Genomic DNA, 22541 nt, shown 5'->3' on the forward strand with positions numbered 1-22541 from the left:
ATACTCCCGCGCCGGGGAAACATCCAAGAGTAGTGGCCAAGGATAGTGGCCAAGCGTAGTGGGCCAGGGGGCACAGGGGCAATGGCGTTTCGGTTCAAGCTCGGCAAACCAAATCTCAAGCGTATCCATCTGCCGCAGATGGGCGTCAGGGGCAGCCTGTTCGCGGCGTTCGCGGTGATCGCAGGCATGGCGCTGGTGATCAGCGCAGGCGCCGGCATCGTGCTGCATCAGCTCGGCGGCACCATGACCGATCTCTCCGGCCGTGATATTCCGCGGCTTGCCGCGAGCCTGCAACTTGCCGCGCAAAGCGCTTCGCTCGCGGCGCAAGGTCCCGGCCTGCTCGCCGTGCAGAGCGACGACGCGCTGAACGATCGCACCAAGAAGGTGCAGGACGTCGCGCGGCTCACCAACGCCAAGCTTGGCGAGATCATCGAGCTCGGCGCCGACAAATCCGTGGTCAGCGCGCTGCAGGAGAACGTCAAGAACACCGACGAGGCGACCAAAAGCCTGATCTCGGCGGCGCGCGAGCGGCTCGAGGTCGGCGCGCTGCGCGACAAGCAGTACAATGCGCTGCGCAAGGCGCAGGCGGCGTTCGTCTCCGCCGCAAGTCCCGCGATGCTCGACGCGCAGACCCGCCTCAACGCCATCCTCGCCGCGGCCGAGGTGTCCGCGGACGACGCCACTGAAGCTGCCCGCACCGTCGGCCAGATCAGCAACGTGCTCGCCGCCGGCAATCTGATGGCCGCCGACATGACCGCGGCGCTGTCGGCCAATTCCAGCGAAACCCTCGATGCGATCGAGGCCGAGTTCAAGGCCGGGCGCGAACGCGTCAAGTCCAACCTCGAGGACCTGCCGAACAATCCCGCGATCGTCGCGGTGCGCGATACCGCCTCGAGGCTGCTCGTGCTCGGCGAAGGCAAGACCGGCGTGTTCAAGATCCGCCAGAAGGAGCTCGACGCGATCGACTACGGCCAGACCATCCTGGAAGAGACGCGCAAGCTCAATGTCGGGCTCGGCATCAGCGTCCAGCAGCTGGTCGACGCGGTGCAGAAGGAGACCGACAGTTCGACCTTCCAGGCGCGGCAGCAGATCTCGCTCGCCACCATGGTGATGATCGGCCTCGGCGCGCTGACGCTGGTCGGCTCGTTCCTGTTCGTCTGGCTCTATGTCGGGCGCAACATCCTGCGCCGCATCCGCGGCCTGCAGCGCTCGATGCAGCTGCTGTCCGACGGCGACCTCGACACCGAGATCCCGCAGAGCCGCCAGCGCGACGAGATCGCCGTCATGGCCGACGCGCTGCAGGTGTTCCGCGAGAGCATGGTCGAGAGCCGCGAGCTTACGGAAAACCAGAACAAGGACCGCAGCGCAAAGGCGGAGCGCGCCTCGCGCATGGAAGCGCAGATCGTCACGTTCGAATCCAACGTCCGCAGCGCGCTCGGCAGCCTGCAGACCGCGGCGAACTCGATGCAGTCGACCGCGCAGAGCATGTCGGCGACCGCCGACCAGTCGAGCGCGCTGGTCAACGCCGTCGCGTCGGCCGCCGAGGAAACCTCGGTGAACGTGCAGACGGTGTCGGCCGGCACCGAGGAGCTGTCGTCCTCGATCCAGGAGATCGGCCGCCAGGTCGTCACCTCGGCGGAGATCGCCCGCAAGGCGGTGGAGGAAGCCAGCGCCACCGACAGCACCATGCAGGGGCTTGCCGACAATGCCGCACGCATCAGCGTCGTGGTCGACCTGATCCAGACCATCGCCTCGCAAACCAATCTGCTCGCGCTCAACGCCACCATCGAGGCGGCGCGCGCCGGCGAGGCTGGCCGCGGCTTTGCCGTGGTCGCCTCCGAGGTGAAGAACCTCGCGAGCCAGACCGCAAAGGCGACCGAGGAAATCCGCCAGCAGATCGTCAGCATGCAGGAGGTGACGACGACGGCCGTCTCCGCCATCCGCAACATCTCGAGCACGATCGGCGAGATCAACGACGTCACCACCGCGATCGCCGCCGCGGTCGAGCAGCAGGGCGCGGCGACCCGCGAGATCGCCCGCAACATCCAGCATGCGGCGGGTGGCACCAGCGAGGTGTCGAGCAACATCGTCGGCGTCTCCACCGCCTCGGCCGAGGCGGGCTCTGCCGCCGGCGAGGTGCTGAGCGCCTCCGACGCGCTGCGCCGCGAGGCCGACGTGCTGCGCTCGGAGATCGACGGCTTCCTGTCGAACATCCGCGCGGCGTAGCAACGATATCCCGTAACCCGGAGAAGCCAACGGGTCGCGCGAACGCGCGCCCGATGACAGGCTCCGCGAAATCCGGGACCACGATTTGTCTTCCCCTTCCCCCTGAAAGGGGGAAGGTCGGGATGGGGGTTCAGCCGCAGGCGACGCTCCATGTGGAGAGAGCAGATCCCCACCCGCTTTGCTCTGCGAGCAAAGCGACCTCCCCTTTTCAAGGGGAGGTTTGTCCGGATTGCGCTTCGCTTCATCCGGGCTACGGAATTCCGGCGACTTCCTAGCGTATTCTCCGGACGACTATCTGATTTTTCGGCTGGCGCGGCGGGCCGTGTGCCGCTAAGCCGGTAGCATGCATACGAAGACCGACCCCGTGCACTCCTCGGCGGAGGCACTGCGATACCCCTGGGAGAACCATCCCGGCCCCGACCAGGTCGTGGAGGTGGCTCCCGGCGTGCTGTGGGCGCGGCTGAAGCTGCCGTTCCGCCTCAACCATGTGAACATCTATCTGCTCGCCGATGGCGACGGCTGGACCATGGTGGATGCCGGCTTCGGCAACGAGGAATCGATCGCGGCCTGGACCACGCTGTTCGAGGGACCGCTGAAGCACGTCAAGGTCACCCGCCTGATCGTGACGCATTCGCATCCCGACCATGTCGGTCTCGCCGGCTGGATCACCGAGCGCTTCGGCTGCCCGCTGTTCATGTCGCAGGTGGAATATCTGCAGTCGGTCTATCACCAGAATCGCGGCACCGAGGAGCGGCGCAACGCGCAGCGGCTGTTCTTCCGCCGCCACGGTATGGACGAGGACCTGACCGAGAAGCTGCTCGGCCGCGGCCAGGACTATTTGAAGCGCGTGTCGGTGCTGCCGCCGTCCTATCACCGCCTCACCCATGGCGACGAGGTCGTGATCGGCACGCGGCGCTTCAAGGTGATTACCGGCGGCGGCCACGCGCTCGACCAGGTGATGCTGTATTGCGCGGCCGACAAGCTGTTCCTGTCCGCCGACCAGGTGCTGAGCAAGATCTCGCCCAATGTCAGCGTCTGGGCGGTCGAGCCCGAGCAGAACTCGCTCGGCGAATATCTGGCGTCGCTGGCGAGCCTGACCACCACCCTGCCCTATGACGTGATGGTGCTGCCCGGCCACGGCGTGCCGTTCTACGGGCTGAAGACCCGGATCAAGCAGCTCGCCGATCACCACGAGGAGCGCTGCCGGCTGATCGCCGAGGCCTGCCGCGAGGTGCCGCAGACCTCCAAGGAGCTGGTGCCGGTGGTGTTCCATAAGCACGTGCTGGACGAGCACCAGATGGGTTTTGCCGCCGGCGAGCTGGTCGCCCATGTCAACTACATGCTGGTCGAGGGCCGCCTGACGGCCGAGATGCACGCCGACGGCATGCTGCGCTTCAAGACGACCTGAACCCGGCCGGGCGGCAAGGCATCGCCCGGCGATTTGACCGAAATCAAGCCGAACGGCCCCGGCTAGGGCAATTTGCCCAACTGCGGCGCATGCCCAGATGTGGGTCAATGCATGGACATTAGAGCTGGAAAAGCTCTAAGAAGAAGCAATCATTCCGGTCAGGTTCCGCTTTCTGGGTTTGCCGATGGATTACAGCCAGTTCTTCAATGCCGCCCTCAACCGCCTGCACGACGAGCGGCGCTACCGGGTGTTCGCCGACCTCGAGCGGATCGCGGGACGCTTCCCGCACGCGACCTGGCATTCGCCGAAGGGCAGCCGCAACGTCGTGATCTGGTGCTCCAACGACTATCTCGGCATGGGCCAGCACCCCAAGGTGGTCGGCGCGATGGTCGAGACCGCGACCCGGGTCGGCACCGGCGCCGGCGGCACCCGCAACATCGCGGGCACCCATCATCCGCTGGTGCAGCTCGAGGCCGAACTCGCCGATCTCCACGGCAAGGAAGCCTCGCTGCTGTTCACCTCGGGCTATGTCTCGAACCAGACCGGCATCTCGACGCTCGCCAAGCTGATCCCGAACTGCCTGATCCTTTCGGACGCGCTGAACCACAATTCGATGATCGAGGGCGTGCGCCAGGCCGGCTGCGAACGCCAGATCTTCCGCCACAACGACGTCGCGCATCTCGAGGAGCTCTTGATCGCCGCCGGTCCCGACCGGCCGAAGCTGATCGTCTGCGAGAGCCTTTATTCGATGGACGGCGACGTCGCGCCGCTCGGCAAGATCTGCGATCTCGCCGAGCAATACGGCGCCATGACCTATCTCGACGAAGTGCATGCGGTCGGCATGTACGGCCCGCGCGGCGGCGGCATCGCCGAGCGCGACGGCGTGATGCACCGGATCGATATCGTCGAGGGCACGCTGGCAAAAGCGTTCGGCTGCCTCGGCGGCTACATTGCAGGCCGCGCCGAGGTTATCGACGCGGTGCGCTCCTATGCGCCGGGCTTCATCTTCACCACCGCGCTGCCGCCGGCGATCTGCTCGGCCGCGACGGCTGCGATCCGGCACCTGAAGACCTCGAACTGGGAGCGCGAGCGCCACCAGGACCGTGCCGCCCGCACCAAGGCGATCCTGACCGCCGCCGGCCTGCCGGTCATGTCGAGCGACACCCATATCGTGCCGCTGTTCGTCGGCGATCCCGAGAAGTGCAAGCGCGCCTCCGACCTGCTGCTCGAGGACCACGGCATCTACATCCAGCCGATCAACTATCCGACGGTCGCCAAGGGCACCGAGCGGCTGCGCATCACGCCCTCGCCCTACCATGACGACGGCCTGATCGACGCGCTGGCCGAGGCGCTGCTCCAGGTCTGGGACCGGCTCGGCCTGCCGCTGCGCCAGAAGTCGCTTGCCGCCGAGTAACCCTATTCGTTTCCGACCCCGAATTTGGGCCGGCCGTGCATCGCGCGGCCGGCCCTTTGCGTTATATAATCCGGTATCCGGCCCCTTCCCCGGCCTGGACGGAGATAAGCAGCGATGCTGCACGACTGGGGCGTAATCGCCACGGCGTTCGCCTACATCGGATTGTTGTTCTTCATCGCCAGCCGCGGCGACCGCACGTCGCCGGGCGAGCGCGGCCGTGCCAGCCAGTGGATCTTTCCGCTGTCGCTGGCGATCTACTGCACCTCCTGGACCTTCTTCGGCTCGGTCGGCTTCGCCACCCGCACCAGCATCGACTTCCTGGCGATCTATGTCGGCCCGATCGTGATGGTCGGACTGTGCACGCCGCTGCTGCGCCGGGTGATCGCGCTCGCCAAGTCGCAGAACATCACCTCGATCGCCGACTTCATCGCCGCGCGCTACGGCAAGAGCCAGGCGGTGGCGGCGACCGTGGCGCTGATCGCGATCATCGGCTCGGTGCCCTACATCGCGCTGCAGCTGAAGGCGGTGGCGGCGTCGCTGGAGACCATCCTGAGCGAGGACCAGGCGTTCTCGAAAATTCCCGTTATCGGTGACATCGCGCTGATGGTGACGCTGGCGATGGCGGTGTTCGCGGTGCTGTTCGGCACCCGCCACACCGACGCGACCGAGCACCAGCACGGCCTGATCCTGGCGATCGCGGCCGAGTCCATCGTCAAGTTGGTCGCCTTCATCGCCGCCGGCGCCTTCGTCACCTTCTGGATGTTCTCTCCGGTCGAGCTCTACGAGCGCGCCCTGAAGACGCCGGAGGCGGTGCGCGCGATCGAATATGTGCCGTCGATCGGCAATTTCCTGATCATGACGCTGCTGTCGTTCTGCGCGGTCATGCTGCTGCCGCGCCAGTTCCATGTCAGCGTGGTGGAGAATTCGACGCCCGCCGAAGTCACCCGGGCGCGCTGGCTGTTCCCGCTCTACCTCATCGCCATCAACCTGTTCGTGATTCCGATCGCGATCGCCGGCCTCGTCATCTTCCCGTTCGGCGCGGTCGATGCCGACATGTTCGTGCTGGCGCTGCCGATCGAGGGCAATTCGCAATTGCTCAGCCTCGCCGTGTTCGTCGGCGGGCTGTCGGCGGCGACCGCGATGGTGATCGTCGAATGCGTCGCGCTGTCGATCATGGTCTCCAACGACATCGTGCTGCCGCTGGTCTTGCCGCGCAGCGACGATGCCAGCGCCGGCCAGAAGGACTTTGGCGATTTCCTGCTGAAGGCGCGCCGCTTCTCGATCTTCGCCATCATGGTGCTGGCGTATTTCTACTATCGCGCGCTCGGCAACACCCAGCTGGTCGCGATCGGCCTGTTGTCGTTTGCCGCGATCAGCCAGCTGGCGCCGGCGTTCTTCGGCGGCCTGTTCTGGCGCAGGGCCACCGCACGCGGCGCCATGGCGGGCATGCTGATCGGCTTCGCGACGTGGCTCTACACGCTGTTCATCCCGAGCTTCCTGGAAACCTCGACCACCGGCCTGATGCTGCTGCAGCACGGACCGTTCGGGATCGAGGCGTTGCGGCCGCAGGCGCTGTTCGGCGCGGACCTGCCGCCGCTGCTGCACGGCGTGCTGTGGAGCCTTGCGCTCAACATCCTCACCTATGTGCTGTTCTCGCTGGCGCGTGCGCCGTCCTCGATCGAGCTGTTGCAGGCCGACGTGTTCGTGCCCAACGCGCTGGCGCCGATCGCGCCCAGCTTCCGGCGCTGGCGCACCACAGTGACGGTGGAGGACATCCAGAGCACGGTGACGCAATATCTCGGCCCCGACCGGACCCGCGAGGCCTTCGCCGCCTTCGCCGTCGACCGCAACATCATGCTGCTGGCGTCGGCACCGGCCGATTTCGAGCTGCTGCAGCATGCCGAGCGGTTGATCGCCTCCTCGATCGGGGCGGCGTCCTCGCGCCTCGTGATGTCGCTGCTGCTGCAACGGCGCACGGTGTCGGCCAAGGCCGCGCTGAAACTGCTCGACGACTCCCACGCCGCCCTGCACTTCAACCGCGAGATCCTGCAGACCGCGCTCAATCACGTGCGCCAGGGCATCGCGGTGTTCGACGCCGATCTGCAGCTGATCTGTTCCAACCGCCAGTTCTCCGAATTGCTGGGGCTGCCGCAGCATCTGGTGCAGCTCGGCATCCCGCTGTCCGAGATCCTCGAATTCATGGGCGCGATCAGTCCGCCCGCGTCCGGCGACGGCGACAGCCTGCTGCAGGCCCGCCTGCGTGCCTACACCACCGAGGGCGAGCCCTATCTGGAACGCTTCACCGACCGTCATCTGGTGATCGAGGTGCGTGCCAACCGCATGCCGGGCGGCGGGCTCGTCATCACCTTCTCCGACGTCACGCCGAGCTTCGAGGCGGCGGAGGCGCTGGAGCGCGCCAATGCGACCCTGGAAAAGCGGGTGCGCGACCGCACCGAGGAGCTGACGCAGCTGAACTCGGAGCTCGCGCTCGCCAAGGGCATCGCGGAAGACGCCAACGCCTCCAAGACGCGCTTCCTGGCGGCCGCCAGCCACGACATCCTGCAGCCGCTCAACGCGGCGCGCCTCTATGTCACGAGCCTGGTCGAGCGCCAGAACGGCGGCGAGGATTCGCGCCTGGTCGAGAACATCGACGACTCGCTCGAGGCGATCGAGGACATCCTGGGCGCGCTGCTCGACATTTCCAGGCTCGACGCCGGCGCCATGACGCCGGCGATCACGAGCTTCCGAATGGCCGACCTGATGCGCTCGCTGGAGATCGAGTTCATGCCGATCGCCCGCGACAAGGGCCTCGACCTGCGCTTCGTGGCCTGCTCGCTGCCGGTCGAATCCGACCGCTCGCTGCTGCGCCGGCTGCTGCAGAACTTCATCTCCAACGCGATCAAATATACCCCGCGCGGCCGCGTGCTGATCGGCTGCCGCCGCCGCGGCGCCACGCTCCAGATCAGCATCTTCGACACCGGCGTCGGCATTCCCGTGCAGAAGCGCGGCGAGATCTTCAAGGAGTTTCATCGCCTCGAGCAGGGCGCCCGGATCGCCCGCGGCCTCGGCCTCGGCCTGTCGATCGTCGAGCGGCTGGCGCGCGTGCTCAACCACCGCATCGCGATCTCGGCCAATGTCAGCGGCGGCTCGGCGTTCTCGGTCACCGTGCCGGTCGCGACCGCGGTCAACCATACCGCGGCGGTCACCACCGCGACGCCGCTGTCGAAGACGCCGATGAGCGGCTCGCTGATCGTCTGCATCGAGAACGATCCCGCCATTCTCGACGGCATGAAGACGCTGCTGACGGCGTGGGACGCGGAGGTGATCGCGGTGCTCGACGCCGACGGCGCGATCAGCGCGATCGAGGCCGCCGGCGGCCGCGTCACCGGCGTGCTGGTCGACTACCATCTCGACCGCGGCAACGGCGTTGCAGCGATCCGCGAGATCCGCCGCCGCTTCGGTGACGGCATTCCGGCGATCCTGATCACCGCCGACCGCAGCCCCGCGGTGCGCGCCGCCGCGCGCGAGGAGAACATCGCCGTGCTGAACAAGCCGGTCAAACCCGCCTCGCTGCGCGCCCTGCTCGGACAATGGCGCACCCAGCAGATGGTGGCGGCGGAATAGCGCGCGGCGGCGCAATCCGGGCGCGCATCTTGCTTTGGATCATGATGCGATTGGATCGAATCGCATCATGAAGGCGCCGCAAAGACACGGCGTTCCCTCCCGCAAGCGCGAGAGGTGAAGCGAGCCTGCAGAGTGGCCTCAACCGAAAATCACATGCTCCAAGATCGCCAAGTGTCGGCCTAGTTCGGCCCTATTCCGGCCGACGCCGGGTGCCCTGGCACCTGAAAGCGCTTGCCTGTGTCGGTAACGTTGGTTCCGTCGACCTTGAGGATCGAAAAATCCTGGCTAAGGTAGTTCCCGACCAGGATGTATTTTCCGTCAGGCGTGAAGACCGCCGCCTCAGGCAGTCCGCCGACTTCGATATCTCCGGTCTTGGTCACTTTCTTGCCGTCGATCTTCAGGACCGAGACGCTGCCGTTCTTCTCATGGAAGAACGCATTCTTCATGTTCGAGCCGCGCAGGATCACTGAGACTGCGAGATCCCCCTTCGGACTGACGCCAAGCCCCTCCGGTCCATCGCCGACCACCACGCGATCGATGATGCGCGGCGGCTTCGCTTCGAGATCGATGACGCTGGCCGTGTCGACGCTGCCGTCCGACGCGCCTGAGTTGCCATTGTCCGACGTCAACGCGATCTTGCTGTTCGGGGTCACTGCGACATTGTAAGGCCATTGGCCGACCGGCAGGTCTATCTTGTTGTAGGTGACTTTGTCGCCGGCGATATCGAGCACCGATATCTTGTGCCCGGGAAAACGCGCGACCAGCGCGTGCTTGCCGTCTGGCGCGAACGCGACATGTGCGACACTGTCAGGCATCGATATCGTGTCGGTGATCTTGACGTCAGTGCCGTTGACCGAAAGTACGCTGATCGAATTGTCCCCGCGGTTGGCAACCAACGCCATCTTGCCATCGGGACTGAAGCTCAAGCCTGATGGCTGCTTTCCGCCGGCAATGGTCGCTGCCAGCTTGGGCGGGGTCGCCTTGAGATCGATCACATAGATCTTGTTATCCGGCACCTGCTTCAGAGCGTCGCCTTCCTTCACCACGTCGACCGAATCCGCGACCAGCGCCACCGTTCCGGTCGGATCGATCGCGACGTTGACCGGGGGGCCGACTACCGAGTTCTTCAATGGGAGAGAAGCCGCAATCTTCGGGTTCTCGGGATCGGCGAGATCGACGATCAGCACTTGATCCTTGCCGGGCGCTGACAGCACCGGCTTGCCGTCGTCGTCCCACAACAGCTTCTCGTCCAGGCCGACGATCATCAGGGGCTTGGCCTGAGCGCAATTGAAAGAGCTGGTACCGAGAAGGATTGCCGCAGCCAGAGATAGTCCGGCGACGCGAGTGACGGAAATCATGGCGTTCTCCCCAAAAGCACGCGGCCTCTCACGGGCCGATGCCGGACAGGATACTCGTTTTTCGACCGACGCGCAGTTTGAATGGGATCTGGATGGCTGCGCGGAAGCGTGCCATCGGGCGCGCTTTCGCGCCACCCGTCGTCTCGCAATGCCGTGGCCCGAGCCCGGCAATCACAGCTGGAGTTGCTCGGGACTATGTCGGCGGCGTGCCCTGGCGCCACTGGCCGCCGGCGATCTTGGCGGCGGCGATCACGGCTTGGGTGCGGCTTTCGACGCCGAGCTTCTGCAGGATCGCCGAGACATGGGCCTTGATGGTGGCTTCGGAGACGCCGAGCTCATAGGCGATCTGCTTGTTGAGCAACCCCTCGGACAGCATCATCAGCACCCGCACCTGCTGCGGGGTCAGCGTGACCAGCCGGTCGCGCAGCCGCGTCATGTCGGGATCGCCGGCCGCCGACAGATCGGTGTCCGGCGGCACCCAGACGTCACCCTCCATCACCTTCATGATGGCATCCCGCAACGTCTCGACGCCGAAGCGCTTGGGGATGAAGCCGGAGGCGCCGAAGTCGAGCGAGCGGCGGATGGTTCCGGCATCGTCGCTGGCGGAGACGATGACGACGGGGATCGCAGGGTATTGCGCCCGCAGATAGATCAGGCCGGAGAAGCCGCTGATCCCCGGCATGCTCAGATCGAGCAGGATCAGGTCGACCTCGGAGTCCCGCTCCAACAGCGCGGTCAGGTCCTCGAACGATCCGGCCTCGCTGATCGTGGCCGATCTCACGACGCTCGACACCGCCTGACGCAACGCATCGCGGAACAGCGGATGGTCGTCGGCGATGACAAGATGAGTATTGGCAGCAGCAGTCATCTCAGTCCCACAAGCGGGCTTTAGGCAAACCCGCGTCGCTCGGTTTTCGCCCGCGCGGCAGTATCACGCAAGCGGTTGATAATACCAGATGCCAACGCGGTTAACCCGCGCAGCTTGTGCGCCGCAATAGACGCATGCGGAGGCGTTCCATCCTGCTCTTCCTTCTGAAGATAGGTTCGATCCTGAAAAGGCCAAAAGTCTTATTGGGGCGGGTTTCACTGCGATGTTACCTTCATCTCAAGCCGAAGGCCTATTCGGGCCTCACCCGCCAGCCGGGGGCGAGCATGGCAGCAATATTTCGGGGGGAGCAATCCAGATGTCCACTATGACTGCAACTTCGGCGCGGCCCGCCGGCATGACAAAGGATGAGCGTTTCGTCATCCTCGCGTCGTCGCTCGGTACCGTGTTCGAGTGGTACGACTTCTATCTCTACGGTTCGCTGGCCGGCATCATCGGCGCGCAGTTCTTCTCCGACTATCCGCCGGCGACCCGCGACATCTTCGCGTTGCTGGCATTCGCCGCGGGCTTCCTGGTGCGCCCGTTCGGCGCGATCGTGTTCGGCCGGGTCGGCGACATCGTCGGCCGCAAATACACCTTCCTCGTCACCATCCTGATCATGGGTCTGTCGACCTTCATCGTCGGCCTGTTGCCCAACGCCAAGACCATCGGCATCGCGGCGCCGATCATCCTGATCTCGCTGCGCCTGCTGCAGGGCCTCGCGCTCGGCGGCGAATATGGCGGTGCCGCGACCTACGTCGCCGAGCATGCCCCACCCGGCAAGCGCGGCTACTACACCTCCTTCATCCAGACCACGGCAACGCTCGGCCTGTTCCTGTCGCTGCTGGTGATCCTGTTCACCCGAACCCTCACCGGCGAAAAGGACTTCGCCGACTGGGGCTGGCGCATTCCGTTCCTGGTGTCTGTGCTGCTGCTCGGCATCTCGGTCTGGATCCGGCTGCGGCTGAACGAATCGCCGGTGTTCCAGCGGATGAAGGAGGAGGGCAAGACCTCCAAGGCGCCGCTGACCGAGGCCTTCGCGACCTGGAGCAACGCCAAGATCGTGATCCTCGCGCTGCTCGGCCTGACCATGGGCCAGGCGGTGATCTGGTACACGGGCCAGTTCTACGCGCTGTTCTTCCTGCAATCGATCCTGAAGGTCGACGGCTATACCGCCAACCTCTTGATCGCCTGGTCCCTGTTGCTCGGCACCGGCTTCTTCCTGGTGTTCGGCGCGCTGTCGGACAAGATCGGCCGCAAGCCGATCATCCTGGCGGGCTGCCTGATCGGCGCACTCACGCTGTTCCCGATCTTCAAGATGATCACGACCAACGCCAATCCGGCGCTGGAGAAGGCCTATGAGACGGTCAAGGTGCAGGTGGTTGCGGATCCCGCGGGCTGCGGCGATCTGTTCAACCCGGTTGGCACCCGCGTCTTCAGCGCGCCCTGCGACACCGCCCGCGCCTTCCTTGCCCAATCGTCGGTGAAATACTCGACGGTGCCGGGTCCGGCCGGCTCGCCGGTGAAGATCCTGATCAACGACAAGGAAGTGCCGTATACGGACGCCAAGACGTCGAACCCCGCAATCCTCGCGGCGGTGCAGGCGGCGGGCTATCCGAAGCCGGGTGACGCCGGCATCGTGAAGATGTCGCACCCGTTCGACGTCTTCCGTCCGCAGGTGGCCGCGGTCATCGGCCTGCTATTCATCCTGGTGCTCTACGTCACCATGGTCTACGGCCCGATTGCCGCCATGCTGGTCGAACTGTTCCCGACCCGCATCCGCTACACCTCGATGTCGCTGCCCTATCACATCGGCAACGGCTGGTTCGGCGGCCTGCTCCCGGCGACCGCGTTCGCGATCACCGCATCGACCGGCGATATCTACTCCGGTCTCTGGTATCCGGTCATCTTCGCCGCAATCACCGTCGTGGTCGGCGCGCTGTTCATCCCGGAAACCAAGGACGTCGACATCACCAAGACCTGACCGGTCGACATCCCAGTCAAAATGCATCGGCCGCGGAGCGATCCGCGGCCGATGTCGTTTTAGGAGCCGAAGCCGGATGACATGCGCCCGTCAGCGCGTGGCGCCGATGAATTGCAGCACGATCTCGCGCCGGTGCGCCCGGGCGCGATGCTCGATCAGATAGATGCCTTGCCAGGTGCCGAGCGCCATCTCGCCGTCGAGCACGGGGACCTGCAGCGAGGTCGACGTCAGCATGGTCTTGATGTGCGCCGGCATGTCGTCGGGACCTTCGGCGTCGTGACGCCAGCCGCCGTCTTCAGGCGCCGCGCGATCGAGCGCCATCATCAGGTCGAGCAGCACGGTCGGATCGGCATTCTCCTGGATCGTCAGCGAGGCCGAGGTGTGACGGATGAACAGCGTCACCGCGCCCTCGCCGGCGCGCACCTCGCGCAGGAATTTGACGACCTCGCGCGTGATGTCGGTGAATCCGGCGCCCGACGTTTCGACCGTCAATCGCGACGACACGATGCTGGTTGCCGCGACGGAGGACGGCGCCGAGTGCGTGATCATTTTCGCCGAACTCATCTGCAGCCTCTCAACTCGTCGTCCCGGCGAAAGCCGGGACCCATACTCCGCGGCCCCTCATGTTCAAAGACTCGGAGTGGATATTCTTTGTAACCATACGCTCCGGTGGTTATGGGTCCCGGCTTTCGCCGGGACGACACCGTGGATGTTGCAAACGCCGTATCAAATCTTGCCGCCATTGACGTCGCGCTGCACGCGGTTGGCCATCTCGATCAGCCGCCGCCAGGCCCGCTCCACGAACGACATCATGCGATCCATGTCGCGGTCGCTCGGCAGCGGGATCTCGATCTTGCGCTCGCCCTCGGCGCTCTTCGGCTCTGGCTTCTTCAACGAATCCGATTTCGGCAACGCTTCGTCGGTCTTGGCCGACGGTGCGTGCGCGGCGAGCTCGCCCTTGAGCTTGTCATTGTCGGCCTGCAGACGCCCGATCTCGGCATCCAGCGCCGCCCGCTCGTCCGGCACCATGTAACAGGCCCAGCCGGCGCTGGAATTGGTGCAGGTCGACACCGCGCCGGTGCGCGTGTCGAGCCGCAGGAAACCGTCGCCGGCCGGAGACAATGCGTAGCGGCCATTCTCGGTGTCCGGTGCGGTTTGCGCGATCGCCGCGCCGCCGCTTGCGATCAGGATGGCAGCAATTGCGATGGACAACTTCGACGGCGACATCGCGATGGGCATGGCTTGCTCCGCCTCAACCTGATTCCTGCCCCTATACGACAGAGCTATAGGGCTTGCGGCCCGACTTCAACGCGTCTTCAAGCAATTCGATCCGGTCCTGGCCCCAGAACACCTCGCCATCGAGCACATATCCGGGCGAACCGAACACGTCGGCGTCCAGTGCATTCTGGCGATTCTGCTCATAGGTCGCGCTGATCGCTTCAGTGCCGGAGCGCTCCACCAGCTGCCGGCCGGGCAAACCTGCATCATCGGCGAGCTTCACCAGTGTCGCGGGATCGGCAAGGTTGAGCTGTTGCTCCCAGACCGCAGGATAGGCCCGTTGCAGGAAGGGCTCGGGGTCGAGGCCGGCCTCGAGCACCGCGATCACGACGCCATCGGCAAGGCGCCCGTTGAACGGCCAGTTGGCCGGCTGCAGATGAAAATTCAGCCCGCGCTTGTCGCGCCAGCGCTGCAACTCGATCATCCGATAGCGCTGCCGCACCGGATGGCGCTTGGCGAGCGGCAGCCCGCCCGTTTCCGAGAACAGATCGACCAGCAGCACAGGCCGGTAATTTACCTTGAGATCGTAAGTGCTTACGAGTCGAACGAAGGGCTTGTGGCCAATATAGGCCCAGGGGGATTGCAGCGAGAAGTAGTAATCGATCTGGCGCGGCATGCGGAACCTGACTGCATGAGAGGACGGGACTTTCGGCGATCCCAGCAGAGCGGGAAAAGCCACGCAATATCGCTCAATGCCACGCAAGCTGTTGCACTGCGATCACTGCGTCACTCTGACCTTGAATATCTCCAAATAAAACCAGCAGAATCAAAGCAATAACTGGTGACGACGCAATCTTGACTTGATTAGACGCGGTAAGTATGGTCCGCGCGGCTTTTGACGGGGACGGGCGCAATTTCCATCATCCGCGGCATCGGTTAGTGTTTGCAGCATGGCTGAGAACACCAACGACGGCGCAAATGGAAGTCGCGATCAATCGCCTCCTGACGAAGCTGCGCTTTCCGCAAGGCTCGGAAGTCTCGATCATCGGTTGTCAGAAATTCGCGACAGCCGCAGGAGCAAGACTGATCAATCCGGTAATGAAAGCGGGGACAGTGCCGCCAGAGCTTCGGCGATGGCGCTCGGTTTTCGTCTTTCCTCGGAGCTGATCGCGGGCGTTGCCGTCGGAGCGGCGATTGGCTGGGGGTTCGACCGTTTGCTGTCGACGTCGCCATTCGGCTTCATCGTGTTAACGCTGCTCGGCTTCGTCGCCGGGGTGGTCAACGTGGTGAGGTCCGCGGGCGTGGCCTCGGGCAAGCGCTGAGCGCTGGCGGGAAGTCACGACATTTGAAATTCGATTACCGGCACGATAGCCGGTGGACCAAGAGCCGCGCGGATGAAAATCGACCCGATCCACCAGTTCAATATCGAGCCCCTCTTCACGCTCGGCCACATCGGCAATCACACGATCGCCTTCACCAATTCGTCGCTCTTCATGTTCATCGCGGTGCTGCTGATCGCGCTGCTGATGCTGGCGAGCGGCCGCGAACTGGTTCCGGGACGGCTGCAGTCGGTCGCCGAAATCTCCTACGAGTTCGTCGCCACCACGATTCGCAGCACGGCCGGCGCGGAAGGCATGAAGTTCTTCCCGCTGATCTTCTCGCTCTTCATGTTCCTCTGCGTCTCGAACCTCGTCGGCGTCATTCCCTACACCTTCACGATCGCGAGTCACCTGATCGTCACCGCGGCGCTCGCGCTTCTGGTGTTCTTCACCGTCCTGATCTACGGCGTCTACAAGAACGGCCTGAAATTCTTCAGCATCTTCGTCCCCCACGGCGTTCCGATCTACATCCTGCCGCTGGTCATGTTCATCGAGATCCTGTCGTTCTTCCTGCGGCCGGTCTCGCACAGCGTTCGTCTGTTCGCCAACATGCTGGCCGGCCACATCGCGCTGAAGGTGTTCGCGGGCTTCGTCGCGATGCTCGGCTTCTCGCTGGGCGCGCTCGGCTGGGTCGGCGGCGTGCTGCCGCTGGCGCTTACGATTGCGCTGTACGCCCTCGAACTGCTGGTCGCGTTCCTGCAGGCCTACGTGTTCGCGATCCTGACCTGCATCTACCTCAACGACGCCATTCATCCGGGACACTAAGCGGTCCGGGGAATCTCCACCCACCAATCTGTCTATCTTTCTCAAGGAGCTACATATGGAACCGGCAGCAGCAAAACTTATTGGCGCGGGCATCGCGTGCATCGGCATGGGCGGCGCGGGCGTCGGCGTGGGCATCATCTTCGGCAACTACCTCGCCGCTGCGGTGCGTAACCCGTCGGCCGCTCAGGGCCAGTTCGGCAACCTGATCTTCGGCTTCGCCGTGACCGAAGCGCTCGGCATCTTCTCGCTGCTGATCGCGCTGCTCCTGCTGTTCGTTCCGCTCTGAGCGGCACCCCGGTTCCGCTCTGCGGTAACCCGGTTCCGCATTAGCGGTAACCCCTTCGCGCCGCCCAAAGGTCGTCCCAAAGACCATCCGGAGGGCGGCGCGCATGACAGCAACAGGAGAACACCATGGCTGAGAGTCATGGCGAGGCAAAAGGCCAGAAAGCCGGCGCCCACACCGAGACCGACGGCGGACATCACGGCGGAGCCTTTCCGCCGTTCGATTCGTCCAATTTCGCCTCGCAGCTGGTGTCGCTGGCGATTGCATTTGTCGCGCTCTACCTGATCGTGTCGCGTTTCGCCCTGCCGCGCGTTGGTGGGACGATCGACGCACGTCAGAACAAGATCGAGGGCGATCTGGCCGAAGCGCAGAAGCTGAAGGACGAGTCCGACGCGGCGCTGAAGGCCTACGAGACCGAGCTGGCGAATGCGCGTGCCAACGCGCAGGCGATCGGCAACGAGACCCGCGAGAAGCTGAACGCGGCCTCGGAAGCCGAGCGCAAGGCGCTGGAAGAGAAGCTGGCGGCAAAGCTCGCCGACGCCGAGAAGCAGATCGCAACAACCCGGACCAACGCCATGAGCAACGTCCGCGGCATCGCGGCGGATGCGGCCGGCGCCATCGTCCAGCAACTCGCCGGCGTCACGCCGGACGCCAATGCGGTCAACAGCGCCGTCGACGCGTCGCTGAAGGGATAGACGATGTTTTACGAACCGGAAACCTGGGTTGCGATCGCCTTCGTCATTCTGCTGGTCGTGTTCGGCTATCTCGGCGTCCACCGCACCCTGCTGACGGCGCTGGACCACCGTGCCGAGCGCATCAAGGCCGAGCTGGAAGACGCCCGCCGTCTGAAGGACGAGGCCGCCAAGCTGCTCGGCGAGTACAAGGCGCGCCGCGCCAGCGCGGAGCGCGAGGCCGAGGAGATCATCTCCAACGCCAAGGCCGAAGCCGAGCGGATCGCGGCCGAGGCCAAGACCAAGATGGAAGATTTTGTCGCCCGGCGGACCAAGACCGCCGAGAGCAAGATCGCCCAGGCCGAGGCGCAGGCCGTGGCCGATGTCCGCGCCGCCGCGGCCAACGCCGCCGTGACCGCCGCCTCGACCATCCTGTCGCAATCGGTCAAGGGCTCGGTTGCCGACGATCTCGTCGGCAAGGGCATCGCCGAAGTCCGCTCCAAGCTGAACTGACGCGATCTCAACTCCTTCGACAAAAGGCCGGCGCGAGCTGATCGCGCCGGCCTTTTTCTTTGCCCGTATCTGTCCGCATGATGCGGGGTGTTTTTGTTTTGACGCGTTTTCTTCACGCGAACCGGTACCCACTTCGCTCGAAAACGCTCTGGTACTACTTCTTCTTGTGCGGCGCGCGGGGCTTGGGCTCCGGCTTCAGGGCCTGCGGATCGAAGCCGATATAGAAGATGTAATTGTCGTTGTCGGCCGGCGACGGCGCCGGATACACGACGTCCTCGGCGACCAGGCTGAACGGCACGCTGCCGCTCTCGTCCATCTGCACCGTGGTGGTGTAGGCCTTGGTCATGATGGTCTTCTCGCCGACGCCGCCCTGCACTACGGCGACGCGAAGCGGCACCTGAATGCTCGGTGGCGCGCCCTGGGGACCGACAATGATCCGCCCCTGAATACCGATCTTGGCCGTGATCTGGCCGCTGTTCAGATTGCATTGCCGCGCCGTGCGCGTGATCGAGGCCAGGAACTTGACGTCGTTGCCGACCGCTTCCTTGCCGTTCGCGGCCACGGAATAGGTCGAGGCCCCGGAGCGGATCTGCACCGGCGGGCAGGTCAGCTCGGCATCGGCGTCGTTGAGCTGCTGCGGCGCTGCGGGCGTCGCCGGCTTGTCCTGGTCGGACGAGCCGCCGCCGCCGAACAGGCTCTTGAAACGGTCGCTCAGCGACTGCGCGGAAGCTGCCGACGGCAGCAGGGTGGCACCGAGACCGATCGATACCGCCGCCGCGAGCGCGAACCTGATCACCCTGTCACCCATCAATATCCTCAAATCTCCAAGCCCGGTTCCCCGTTTCGCGGGCGTTATAGCAAGGCAATGGCGGCGAACCCAAGGCATGGAATCGACATCGCCATCAGCCAATAGGCTTATGATTCAGCCGCGGAAATCCTCGTGCAGCAGGCCGAACAGCAGGTGGTCCTGCCAGATCCCGTTGATGCAGAGATAGCGCCGCGCCAGGCCCTCGCGGGTGAAGCCGCACTTCTCCAGCACCCGGATCGACGAGGCATTGGAGGGAATGCAGGCCGCCTCGATGCGATGCAGATTGAGCTCGCCGAACAGCGAGGGCAGCAGCACCCGCAGCGCCGTCGTCATGTAGCCGCGATGGGCGTGCGGCAGGCCGACCCAATAGCCGATGGTGCCGGCCTGCACGATGCCGCGCCGCACATTGGCGAGCGTGATCCCGCCGATCATCACACCGTCCGATTCGCGGAAGATGATGAACGGATAGGAGCGGTCGGCGGCGATATCCTCGGTGTAGCGGCGCAACCTGCGGCGGAAGCCGGCGCGGGTCAGGTCGTCGGAGGGCCAGATCGGTTCCCACGGCGTGAGATAGGCGCGGCTGAATTCGCGCAACTGCGCCCATTGGGGGAAATCCGACATCTGCGGCGCGCGCAGCAAGAGCCCGTGACCGCGCGGCATCAGTGCAGCGGGTCCATTGGACGGCAAACGAAACAGGGCCATGGCCCAACACTCCCCGCCACTTCTCCCTCGCCCCGCCCTTGCGGGGAGAGGGTCGGGGTGAGGGTCTCGCCGCAGATTCGGTTTTGCGGCTCTACCCCTCACCCGAAGCCTTCGGCCATAGCCAAGGCTCGGCCTCGGCGTATGTCCGTCAACGGCCGCCGGTAGGCGGCCTATGCTCTCCCCGCAAGCGCGGGGCGAGGTAAGCAGAATTCTTAATGCAGCAGCGTCTTTGCCTTCGACGTCGTCAATCCTTCCGCAAAAGCCACCGCCGTGTCCAGACCCCTGCCGCTGCCGAGCGCGACAACGGCGGGCCGGCTGCGCGCCAGCAGGGCACGGGCGGCGTTGCGGCTCGATTCGACGCTGACCGCGTCGATCCGCGCCACCAGTTCTTCCACCGTCTGCGGCCGGCCATAGGCTAGCACATGGCGTGCCAATTGTTCGGCCCGGGATGAACAGCTTTCCAGCGCCATCAACAGGCCGGCCTTCATCTGCGCCTTGGCGCGGGCGACCTCGGCCTCGGTCAGGGTTTCGACCGCGTCGTTGATGACGTCGACGATGACTTCCATCATTTCCGGCGCATCGGCCGGATCGGTCCCGGTGTAGAGGCCGAAGAAGCCGGTGTCGGTGTAGGGCGCGTGGAAGGTATAGATCGAGTAGCACAGCCCGCGCTTCTCGCGCACCTCCTGGAACAGCCGCGACGACATCCCGCCGCCGAGCGTGTTGGTGAAGACCTGCAGCGAGAACAGCGACGGGTCGGTCTGCGGCACGCCTTCGAGCGCCAGCGTCAGATGCGCCTGCTCGAGATCGCGATGCACCACCCGCGAACCGCCCTTGCCGAACATCGCGGCCTGCGGCTTCGGCGCCGGCGTGGCCTCGAAGCTTGCGAATTTCTGCGTGACGTCCTCGACGATGCGCGCGTGATCGACCGCGCCGGCGGCCGCGACCACCATGTCGGGGGCGCGGTAATGCGTCGAGAGATAGCCGCGCAGCATGTCGCGGTCGAAGGCCTTCAGCGTCTTGGCGGTGCCGAGCAGCGAGCGGCCCATCGGCTGCTCCGGATAGCAGAGTTCGTTGAGATGCTCGAACACGACGTCGTCGGGCGTATCCTGCGCCGCGCCGATCTCCTGTACGATGACGCTCTTCTCGCGCTCCAGCTCGTCCGGCACGAAGGAGGGATTGGCGAGGATGTCCGACAGCACGTCGAGTGCCAGCGGCACATCCGCCTTCATCACCCGCGCATAATAGGCCGTGGTCTCGGTCGAGGTCCCGGCATTGAGGTCGCCGCCGACCGCCTCGATCTCCTCGACGATCTCGCGCGAGGAGCGCCGCGCCGTGCCCTTGAACGCCATGTGTTCGAGCAGATGCGAGATGCCGTGCTCGTTCGGCTTCTCGTCGCGCCCGCCAACGCCAGCCCAGACCCCGAGCGCCGCGGTTTCCAGATGCGGCATGGTGTCGGTGACGATTGTCAGGCCGCTCGGCAGCTTGGTGATTTCAACGCCCATCAGGCAACTCCCTGCTTGGCAGCACGGCTGACCGACAGCACGAAGCGCTCGACCTCGGCAGAATCATTCTTCATGACCGTGATGTGTTCGGATTTGCTCATCAGGCCTCCGAGCCAGACCGGCAGCTGCGGACGCACCCCGCAGGCGGCTTCCACCGCGTCGGGGAATTTGGCCGCGTGCGCGGTCGACAGCACGATGTTCGGAATCCTGGAATCGGAGGTGTCGCGGTCGGCGACCGCGAGCGCCACCGCGGTGTGGGGGTCGACGAGATCACCGGCCTCGCGCCAGGCGGCGCGGATCGCCGCCGCCGTCTCGGTCTCGTCGGCGCGGCCGGCGTCGAAATCACGGCGCACGGCGGCAAGTGTCGCATCCGGCAGCACGAAGCGGCCGGACTGCTTCAGCGAGGCCATCAGGCGGCGGACCTGATCGGCGTCGCGGCCGCTCGCCTCGAACAGCAGCCGCTCGAAGTTCGACGACACCTGGATGTCCATCGACGGCGACGCCGTGGCGTGCACCTCGCGCACCTCGTAGATGCCGGTCTTCAGCGTGCGCGCCAGGATGTCGTTGACGTTGGCGGCAATGCGCAAGTTCCGGATCGGCAGCCCCATCCGCTTGGCGACATAGCCCGCGAAGATGTCGCCGAAATTGCCGGTCGGCACCGTGAAGTCGACGGTGCGCTGCGGCGAGCCGAGCGCGACCGCCGAGGTGAAGTAATAGACCACTTGCGCGACGATGCGCGCCCAGTTGATCGAGTTGACGCCCGACAGCGCCACCGTGTCGCGGAAGCGATGGTTGTTGAACATCGCCTTCACCAGCGCCTGGCAATCGTCGAAGGTGCCTTCGATCGCCAGCGCGTGGACGTTGGCGGCGCCGGTCGTCGTCATCATGCGGCGCTGCACCTCGGAGATGCGGCCGTTCGGGAACAGCACCACGAGGTCGACATTGTCGAGATTGGCAAATGCCTCGACCGCGGCGCCGCCGGTATCGCCCGAGGTCGCGACCACGATGGTGGTGCGCTGCGCGCGCTTGGCCAGCACGTGATCCATCAGCCGCGAGATCAGCTGCATCGCGACGTCCTTGAACGCCAGGGTCGGCCCGTGGAACAGCTCGAGCAGGAACTGGTTCGGCCCGGCCTGATCGAGCGGCACCACCGCGGGATGACGGAACGTGGCATAGGCCTCGTTGGCCATGCGGCCGAGCTCGGCGTCGGAAATCTCGCCGGCGACAAACGGACGGATGATCTCGACCGCGACCTCCCAATAGGGACGGCCGAAGAAGGTGGCGATGGTCTCGGGCGACAGCTGCGGCCAGGTCTCGGGCACGTAGAGCCCGCCGTCGCGGGCAAGCCCGGTCAGCATCACGTCGCAGAAGCCAAGCACCGGGGCCTCACCCCTGGTCGAGATATACCGCGTCAAACCGCCCTCCAAAGGCTTCGATTAGAGCCTTAAGCCTTTGATATCATGGATTTATCGAGTTCGCCTCATGCGACCCGAACGGTTCACCATAGAAGATCGGACTGGCAATGGGTAGCCCGAAGCACGCGCTTCGGGGTCGCGGGACGAGTGGTGAGCGGCGCTGCTGAGGGAGATTGACGGGCGCGCCGCAAACACAACCGTCGTCCCTGCCTAGTGCGCAATTGCGCACGGGAGCAGGGACCCATACTCCGCGGCGGTTGTTGTGGAGGGGACTCATCATTGTCGTCCTGGCGAAAGCCAGGACCCATAACCACAGGGTCGAGTAGTTGAAGAAGGCTGTGGCCCCAGCGTCGCGCGATCATTGGCATTTGGGGTAATGGGTCCCGGCCTTCGCCGGGACGACGCC

The 22541-nt window shown here is 65.1% G+C and carries 19 protein-coding genes; 10 read left to right on the forward strand and 9 right to left on the reverse strand.

Translation table 11 applies throughout. The annotated features are described in order from the left end of the window. Nucleotides 1-81: 81 nt before the first annotated feature. The 4 genes from QJT82_RS08225 to QJT82_RS08240 all read left to right on the forward strand — a co-directional run bounded on the left by QJT82_RS08225 (nt 82) and on the right by QJT82_RS08240 (nt 8672). On the forward strand, nt 82-2226 hold the full coding sequence (locus QJT82_RS08225) for a HAMP domain-containing methyl-accepting chemotaxis protein (protein WP_028338943.1): 2145 nt from the start codon (nt 82-84) through the stop codon (nt 2224-2226). Between the two features lie 343 nt (nt 2227-2569). Next, nucleotides 2570-3634 (forward strand): MBL fold metallo-hydrolase, encoded by a 1065-nt coding sequence (locus tag QJT82_RS08230; protein ID WP_028338944.1) that lies wholly within the window; start codon nt 2570-2572, stop codon nt 3632-3634. A 184-nt stretch (nt 3635-3818) separates the two neighbouring features. Beyond that, the gene (gene hemA, locus QJT82_RS08235; RefSeq protein ID WP_028338945.1) at nt 3819-5048 is read left to right on the forward strand and encodes a 5-aminolevulinate synthase; all 1230 of its coding nucleotides are present in this window, start codon (nt 3819-3821) and stop codon (nt 5046-5048) included. A gap of 114 nt (nt 5049-5162) precedes the next feature. Continuing rightward, nucleotides 5163-8672 (forward strand): PAS domain-containing hybrid sensor histidine kinase/response regulator, encoded by a 3510-nt coding sequence (locus tag QJT82_RS08240; protein WP_028338946.1) that lies wholly within the window; start codon nt 5163-5165, stop codon nt 8670-8672. 179 nt (nt 8673-8851) lie between these two features. Here QJT82_RS08240 and QJT82_RS08245 read toward each other — a convergent pair whose 3' ends face one another. Together QJT82_RS08245 and QJT82_RS08250 are read right to left on the reverse strand one after the other, a co-directional pair. Then, entirely contained in the window at nt 8852-10030 is a 1179-nt protein-coding gene (locus tag QJT82_RS08245; protein WP_035631003.1) for a beta-propeller fold lactonase family protein, read from the reverse strand. Nucleotides 10031-10223: 193 nt separating this feature from the next. After that, nucleotides 10224-10898, reverse strand: coding sequence for a response regulator transcription factor (locus tag QJT82_RS08250; protein WP_028338948.1), 675 nt, complete (start codon nt 10896-10898; stop codon nt 10224-10226). Nucleotides 10899-11214: 316 nt separating this feature from the next. Here QJT82_RS08250 and QJT82_RS08255 point away from each other — a divergent pair, with 316 nt between their 5' ends. Continuing rightward, on the forward strand, nt 11215-12879 hold the full coding sequence (locus QJT82_RS08255; protein ID WP_035631004.1) for an MFS transporter: 1665 nt from the start codon (nt 11215-11217) through the stop codon (nt 12877-12879). Between the two features lie 90 nt (nt 12880-12969). On the opposite strand, the gene QJT82_RS08260 is transcribed toward QJT82_RS08255, so the two are convergent. The 3 genes from QJT82_RS08260 to QJT82_RS08270 form a co-directional block, all read right to left on the reverse strand. After that, the gene (locus QJT82_RS08260) at nt 12970-13443 is read right to left on the reverse strand and encodes a secondary thiamine-phosphate synthase enzyme YjbQ (protein WP_028338950.1); all 474 of its coding nucleotides are present in this window, start codon (nt 13441-13443) and stop codon (nt 12970-12972) included. Nucleotides 13444-13605: 162 nt separating this feature from the next. Next, nucleotides 13606-14118 carry a hypothetical protein gene (locus tag QJT82_RS08265; protein ID WP_028338951.1) on the reverse strand — a complete coding sequence of 171 codons (513 nt, stop codon included), beginning with the start codon at nt 14116-14118 and terminating at the stop codon, nt 13606-13608. Nucleotides 14119-14149: 31 nt separating this feature from the next. Then, nucleotides 14150-14773 (reverse strand): 2-hydroxychromene-2-carboxylate isomerase, encoded by a 624-nt coding sequence (locus QJT82_RS08270; protein ID WP_028338952.1) that lies wholly within the window; start codon nt 14771-14773, stop codon nt 14150-14152. 274 nt (nt 14774-15047) lie between these two features. On the opposite strand from QJT82_RS08270, the gene QJT82_RS08275 reads away from it, so the two are divergent. The 5 genes from QJT82_RS08275 to QJT82_RS08295 all read left to right on the forward strand — a co-directional run bounded on the left by QJT82_RS08275 (nt 15048) and on the right by QJT82_RS08295 (nt 17708). Continuing rightward, nucleotides 15048-15419, forward strand: a complete 372-nt coding sequence (locus QJT82_RS08275) for an AtpZ/AtpI family protein (RefSeq protein WP_028338953.1) — start codon at nt 15048-15050, stop codon at nt 15417-15419. Between the two features lie 72 nt (nt 15420-15491). Continuing rightward, a complete protein-coding gene (locus QJT82_RS08280) occupies nt 15492-16241 on the forward strand; it encodes a F0F1 ATP synthase subunit A (RefSeq protein ID WP_028338954.1) in 750 nt (249 codons plus the stop codon). A 55-nt stretch (nt 16242-16296) separates the two neighbouring features. Beyond that, entirely contained in the window at nt 16297-16527 is a 231-nt protein-coding gene (locus QJT82_RS08285) for a F0F1 ATP synthase subunit C (protein ID WP_016847054.1), read from the forward strand. A gap of 125 nt (nt 16528-16652) precedes the next feature. Continuing rightward, nucleotides 16653-17219, forward strand: a complete 567-nt coding sequence (locus tag QJT82_RS08290; RefSeq protein ID WP_016847055.1) for a F0F1 ATP synthase subunit B — start codon at nt 16653-16655, stop codon at nt 17217-17219. Nucleotides 17220-17222: 3 nt separating this feature from the next. Continuing rightward, complete coding sequence (locus QJT82_RS08295) at nt 17223-17708, forward strand: ATP F0F1 synthase subunit B (RefSeq protein WP_028338955.1); 486 nt, start codon at nt 17223-17225, stop codon at nt 17706-17708. 154 nt (nt 17709-17862) lie between these two features. On the opposite strand, the gene QJT82_RS08300 is transcribed toward QJT82_RS08295, so the two are convergent. The 4 genes from QJT82_RS08300 to thrC all read right to left on the reverse strand — a co-directional run bounded on the left by QJT82_RS08300 (nt 17863) and on the right by thrC (nt 22135). Next, nucleotides 17863-18516 carry a hypothetical protein gene (locus QJT82_RS08300; protein ID WP_028338956.1) on the reverse strand — a complete coding sequence of 218 codons (654 nt, stop codon included), beginning with the start codon at nt 18514-18516 and terminating at the stop codon, nt 17863-17865. Between the two features lie 114 nt (nt 18517-18630). Next, nucleotides 18631-19218: a GNAT family protein gene (locus QJT82_RS08305; protein WP_026191927.1), complete on the reverse strand. Its 588-nt coding sequence runs from the start codon at nt 19216-19218 to the stop codon at nt 18631-18633. A 212-nt stretch (nt 19219-19430) separates the two neighbouring features. Then, entirely contained in the window at nt 19431-20720 is a 1290-nt protein-coding gene (locus QJT82_RS08310) for a pitrilysin family protein (protein ID WP_028338957.1), read from the reverse strand. After that, complete coding sequence (gene thrC / locus QJT82_RS08315; RefSeq protein WP_028338958.1) at nt 20720-22135, reverse strand: threonine synthase; 1416 nt, start codon at nt 22133-22135, stop codon at nt 20720-20722. The genes QJT82_RS08310 and thrC overlap by 1 nt, the downstream gene beginning before the upstream one ends. Between the last annotated feature and the right edge of the window lie 406 nt (nt 22136-22541).

It is taken from the genome of Bradyrhizobium sp. Mp19 (genome assembly GCF_029952935.1).
Classification (GTDB): Bacteria; Pseudomonadota; Alphaproteobacteria; order Rhizobiales; family Xanthobacteraceae; genus Bradyrhizobium; species Bradyrhizobium elkanii.

Coding starts and splice junctions, on each gene's coding strand:
- QJT82_RS08225 (WP_028338943.1), top strand. CDS start 82: ATGGCGTTTCGGTTCAAGCTCGGCAAACCAAATCTCAAGCGTATCCAT.
- QJT82_RS08230 (WP_028338944.1), top strand. CDS start 2,570: ATGCATACGAAGACCGACCCCGTGCACTCCTCGGCGGAGGCACTGCGA.
- hemA (WP_028338945.1), top strand. CDS start 3,819: ATGGATTACAGCCAGTTCTTCAATGCCGCCCTCAACCGCCTGCACGAC.
- QJT82_RS08240 (WP_028338946.1), top strand. CDS start 5,163: ATGCTGCACGACTGGGGCGTAATCGCCACGGCGTTCGCCTACATCGGA.
- QJT82_RS08245 (WP_035631003.1), bottom strand. CDS start 10,030: ATGATTTCCGTCACTCGCGTCGCCGGACTATCTCTGGCTGCGGCAATC.
- QJT82_RS08250 (WP_028338948.1), bottom strand. CDS start 10,898: ATGACTGCTGCTGCCAATACTCATCTTGTCATCGCCGACGACCATCCG.
- QJT82_RS08255 (WP_035631004.1), top strand. CDS start 11,215: ATGTCCACTATGACTGCAACTTCGGCGCGGCCCGCCGGCATGACAAAG.
- QJT82_RS08260 (WP_028338950.1), bottom strand. CDS start 13,443: ATGAGTTCGGCGAAAATGATCACGCACTCGGCGCCGTCCTCCGTCGCG.
- QJT82_RS08265 (WP_028338951.1), bottom strand. CDS start 14,118: ATGCCCATCGCGATGTCGCCGTCGAAGTTGTCCATCGCAATTGCTGCC.
- QJT82_RS08270 (WP_028338952.1), bottom strand. CDS start 14,773: ATGCCGCGCCAGATCGATTACTACTTCTCGCTGCAATCCCCCTGGGCC.
- QJT82_RS08275 (WP_028338953.1), top strand. CDS start 15,048: ATGGCTGAGAACACCAACGACGGCGCAAATGGAAGTCGCGATCAATCG.
- QJT82_RS08280 (WP_028338954.1), top strand. CDS start 15,492: ATGAAAATCGACCCGATCCACCAGTTCAATATCGAGCCCCTCTTCACG.
- QJT82_RS08285 (WP_016847054.1), top strand. CDS start 16,297: ATGGAACCGGCAGCAGCAAAACTTATTGGCGCGGGCATCGCGTGCATC.
- QJT82_RS08290 (WP_016847055.1), top strand. CDS start 16,653: ATGGCTGAGAGTCATGGCGAGGCAAAAGGCCAGAAAGCCGGCGCCCAC.
- QJT82_RS08295 (WP_028338955.1), top strand. CDS start 17,223: ATGTTTTACGAACCGGAAACCTGGGTTGCGATCGCCTTCGTCATTCTG.
- QJT82_RS08300 (WP_028338956.1), bottom strand. CDS start 18,516: ATGGGTGACAGGGTGATCAGGTTCGCGCTCGCGGCGGCGGTATCGATC.
- QJT82_RS08305 (WP_026191927.1), bottom strand. CDS start 19,218: ATGGCCCTGTTTCGTTTGCCGTCCAATGGACCCGCTGCACTGATGCCG.
- QJT82_RS08310 (WP_028338957.1), bottom strand. CDS start 20,720: ATGGGCGTTGAAATCACCAAGCTGCCGAGCGGCCTGACAATCGTCACC.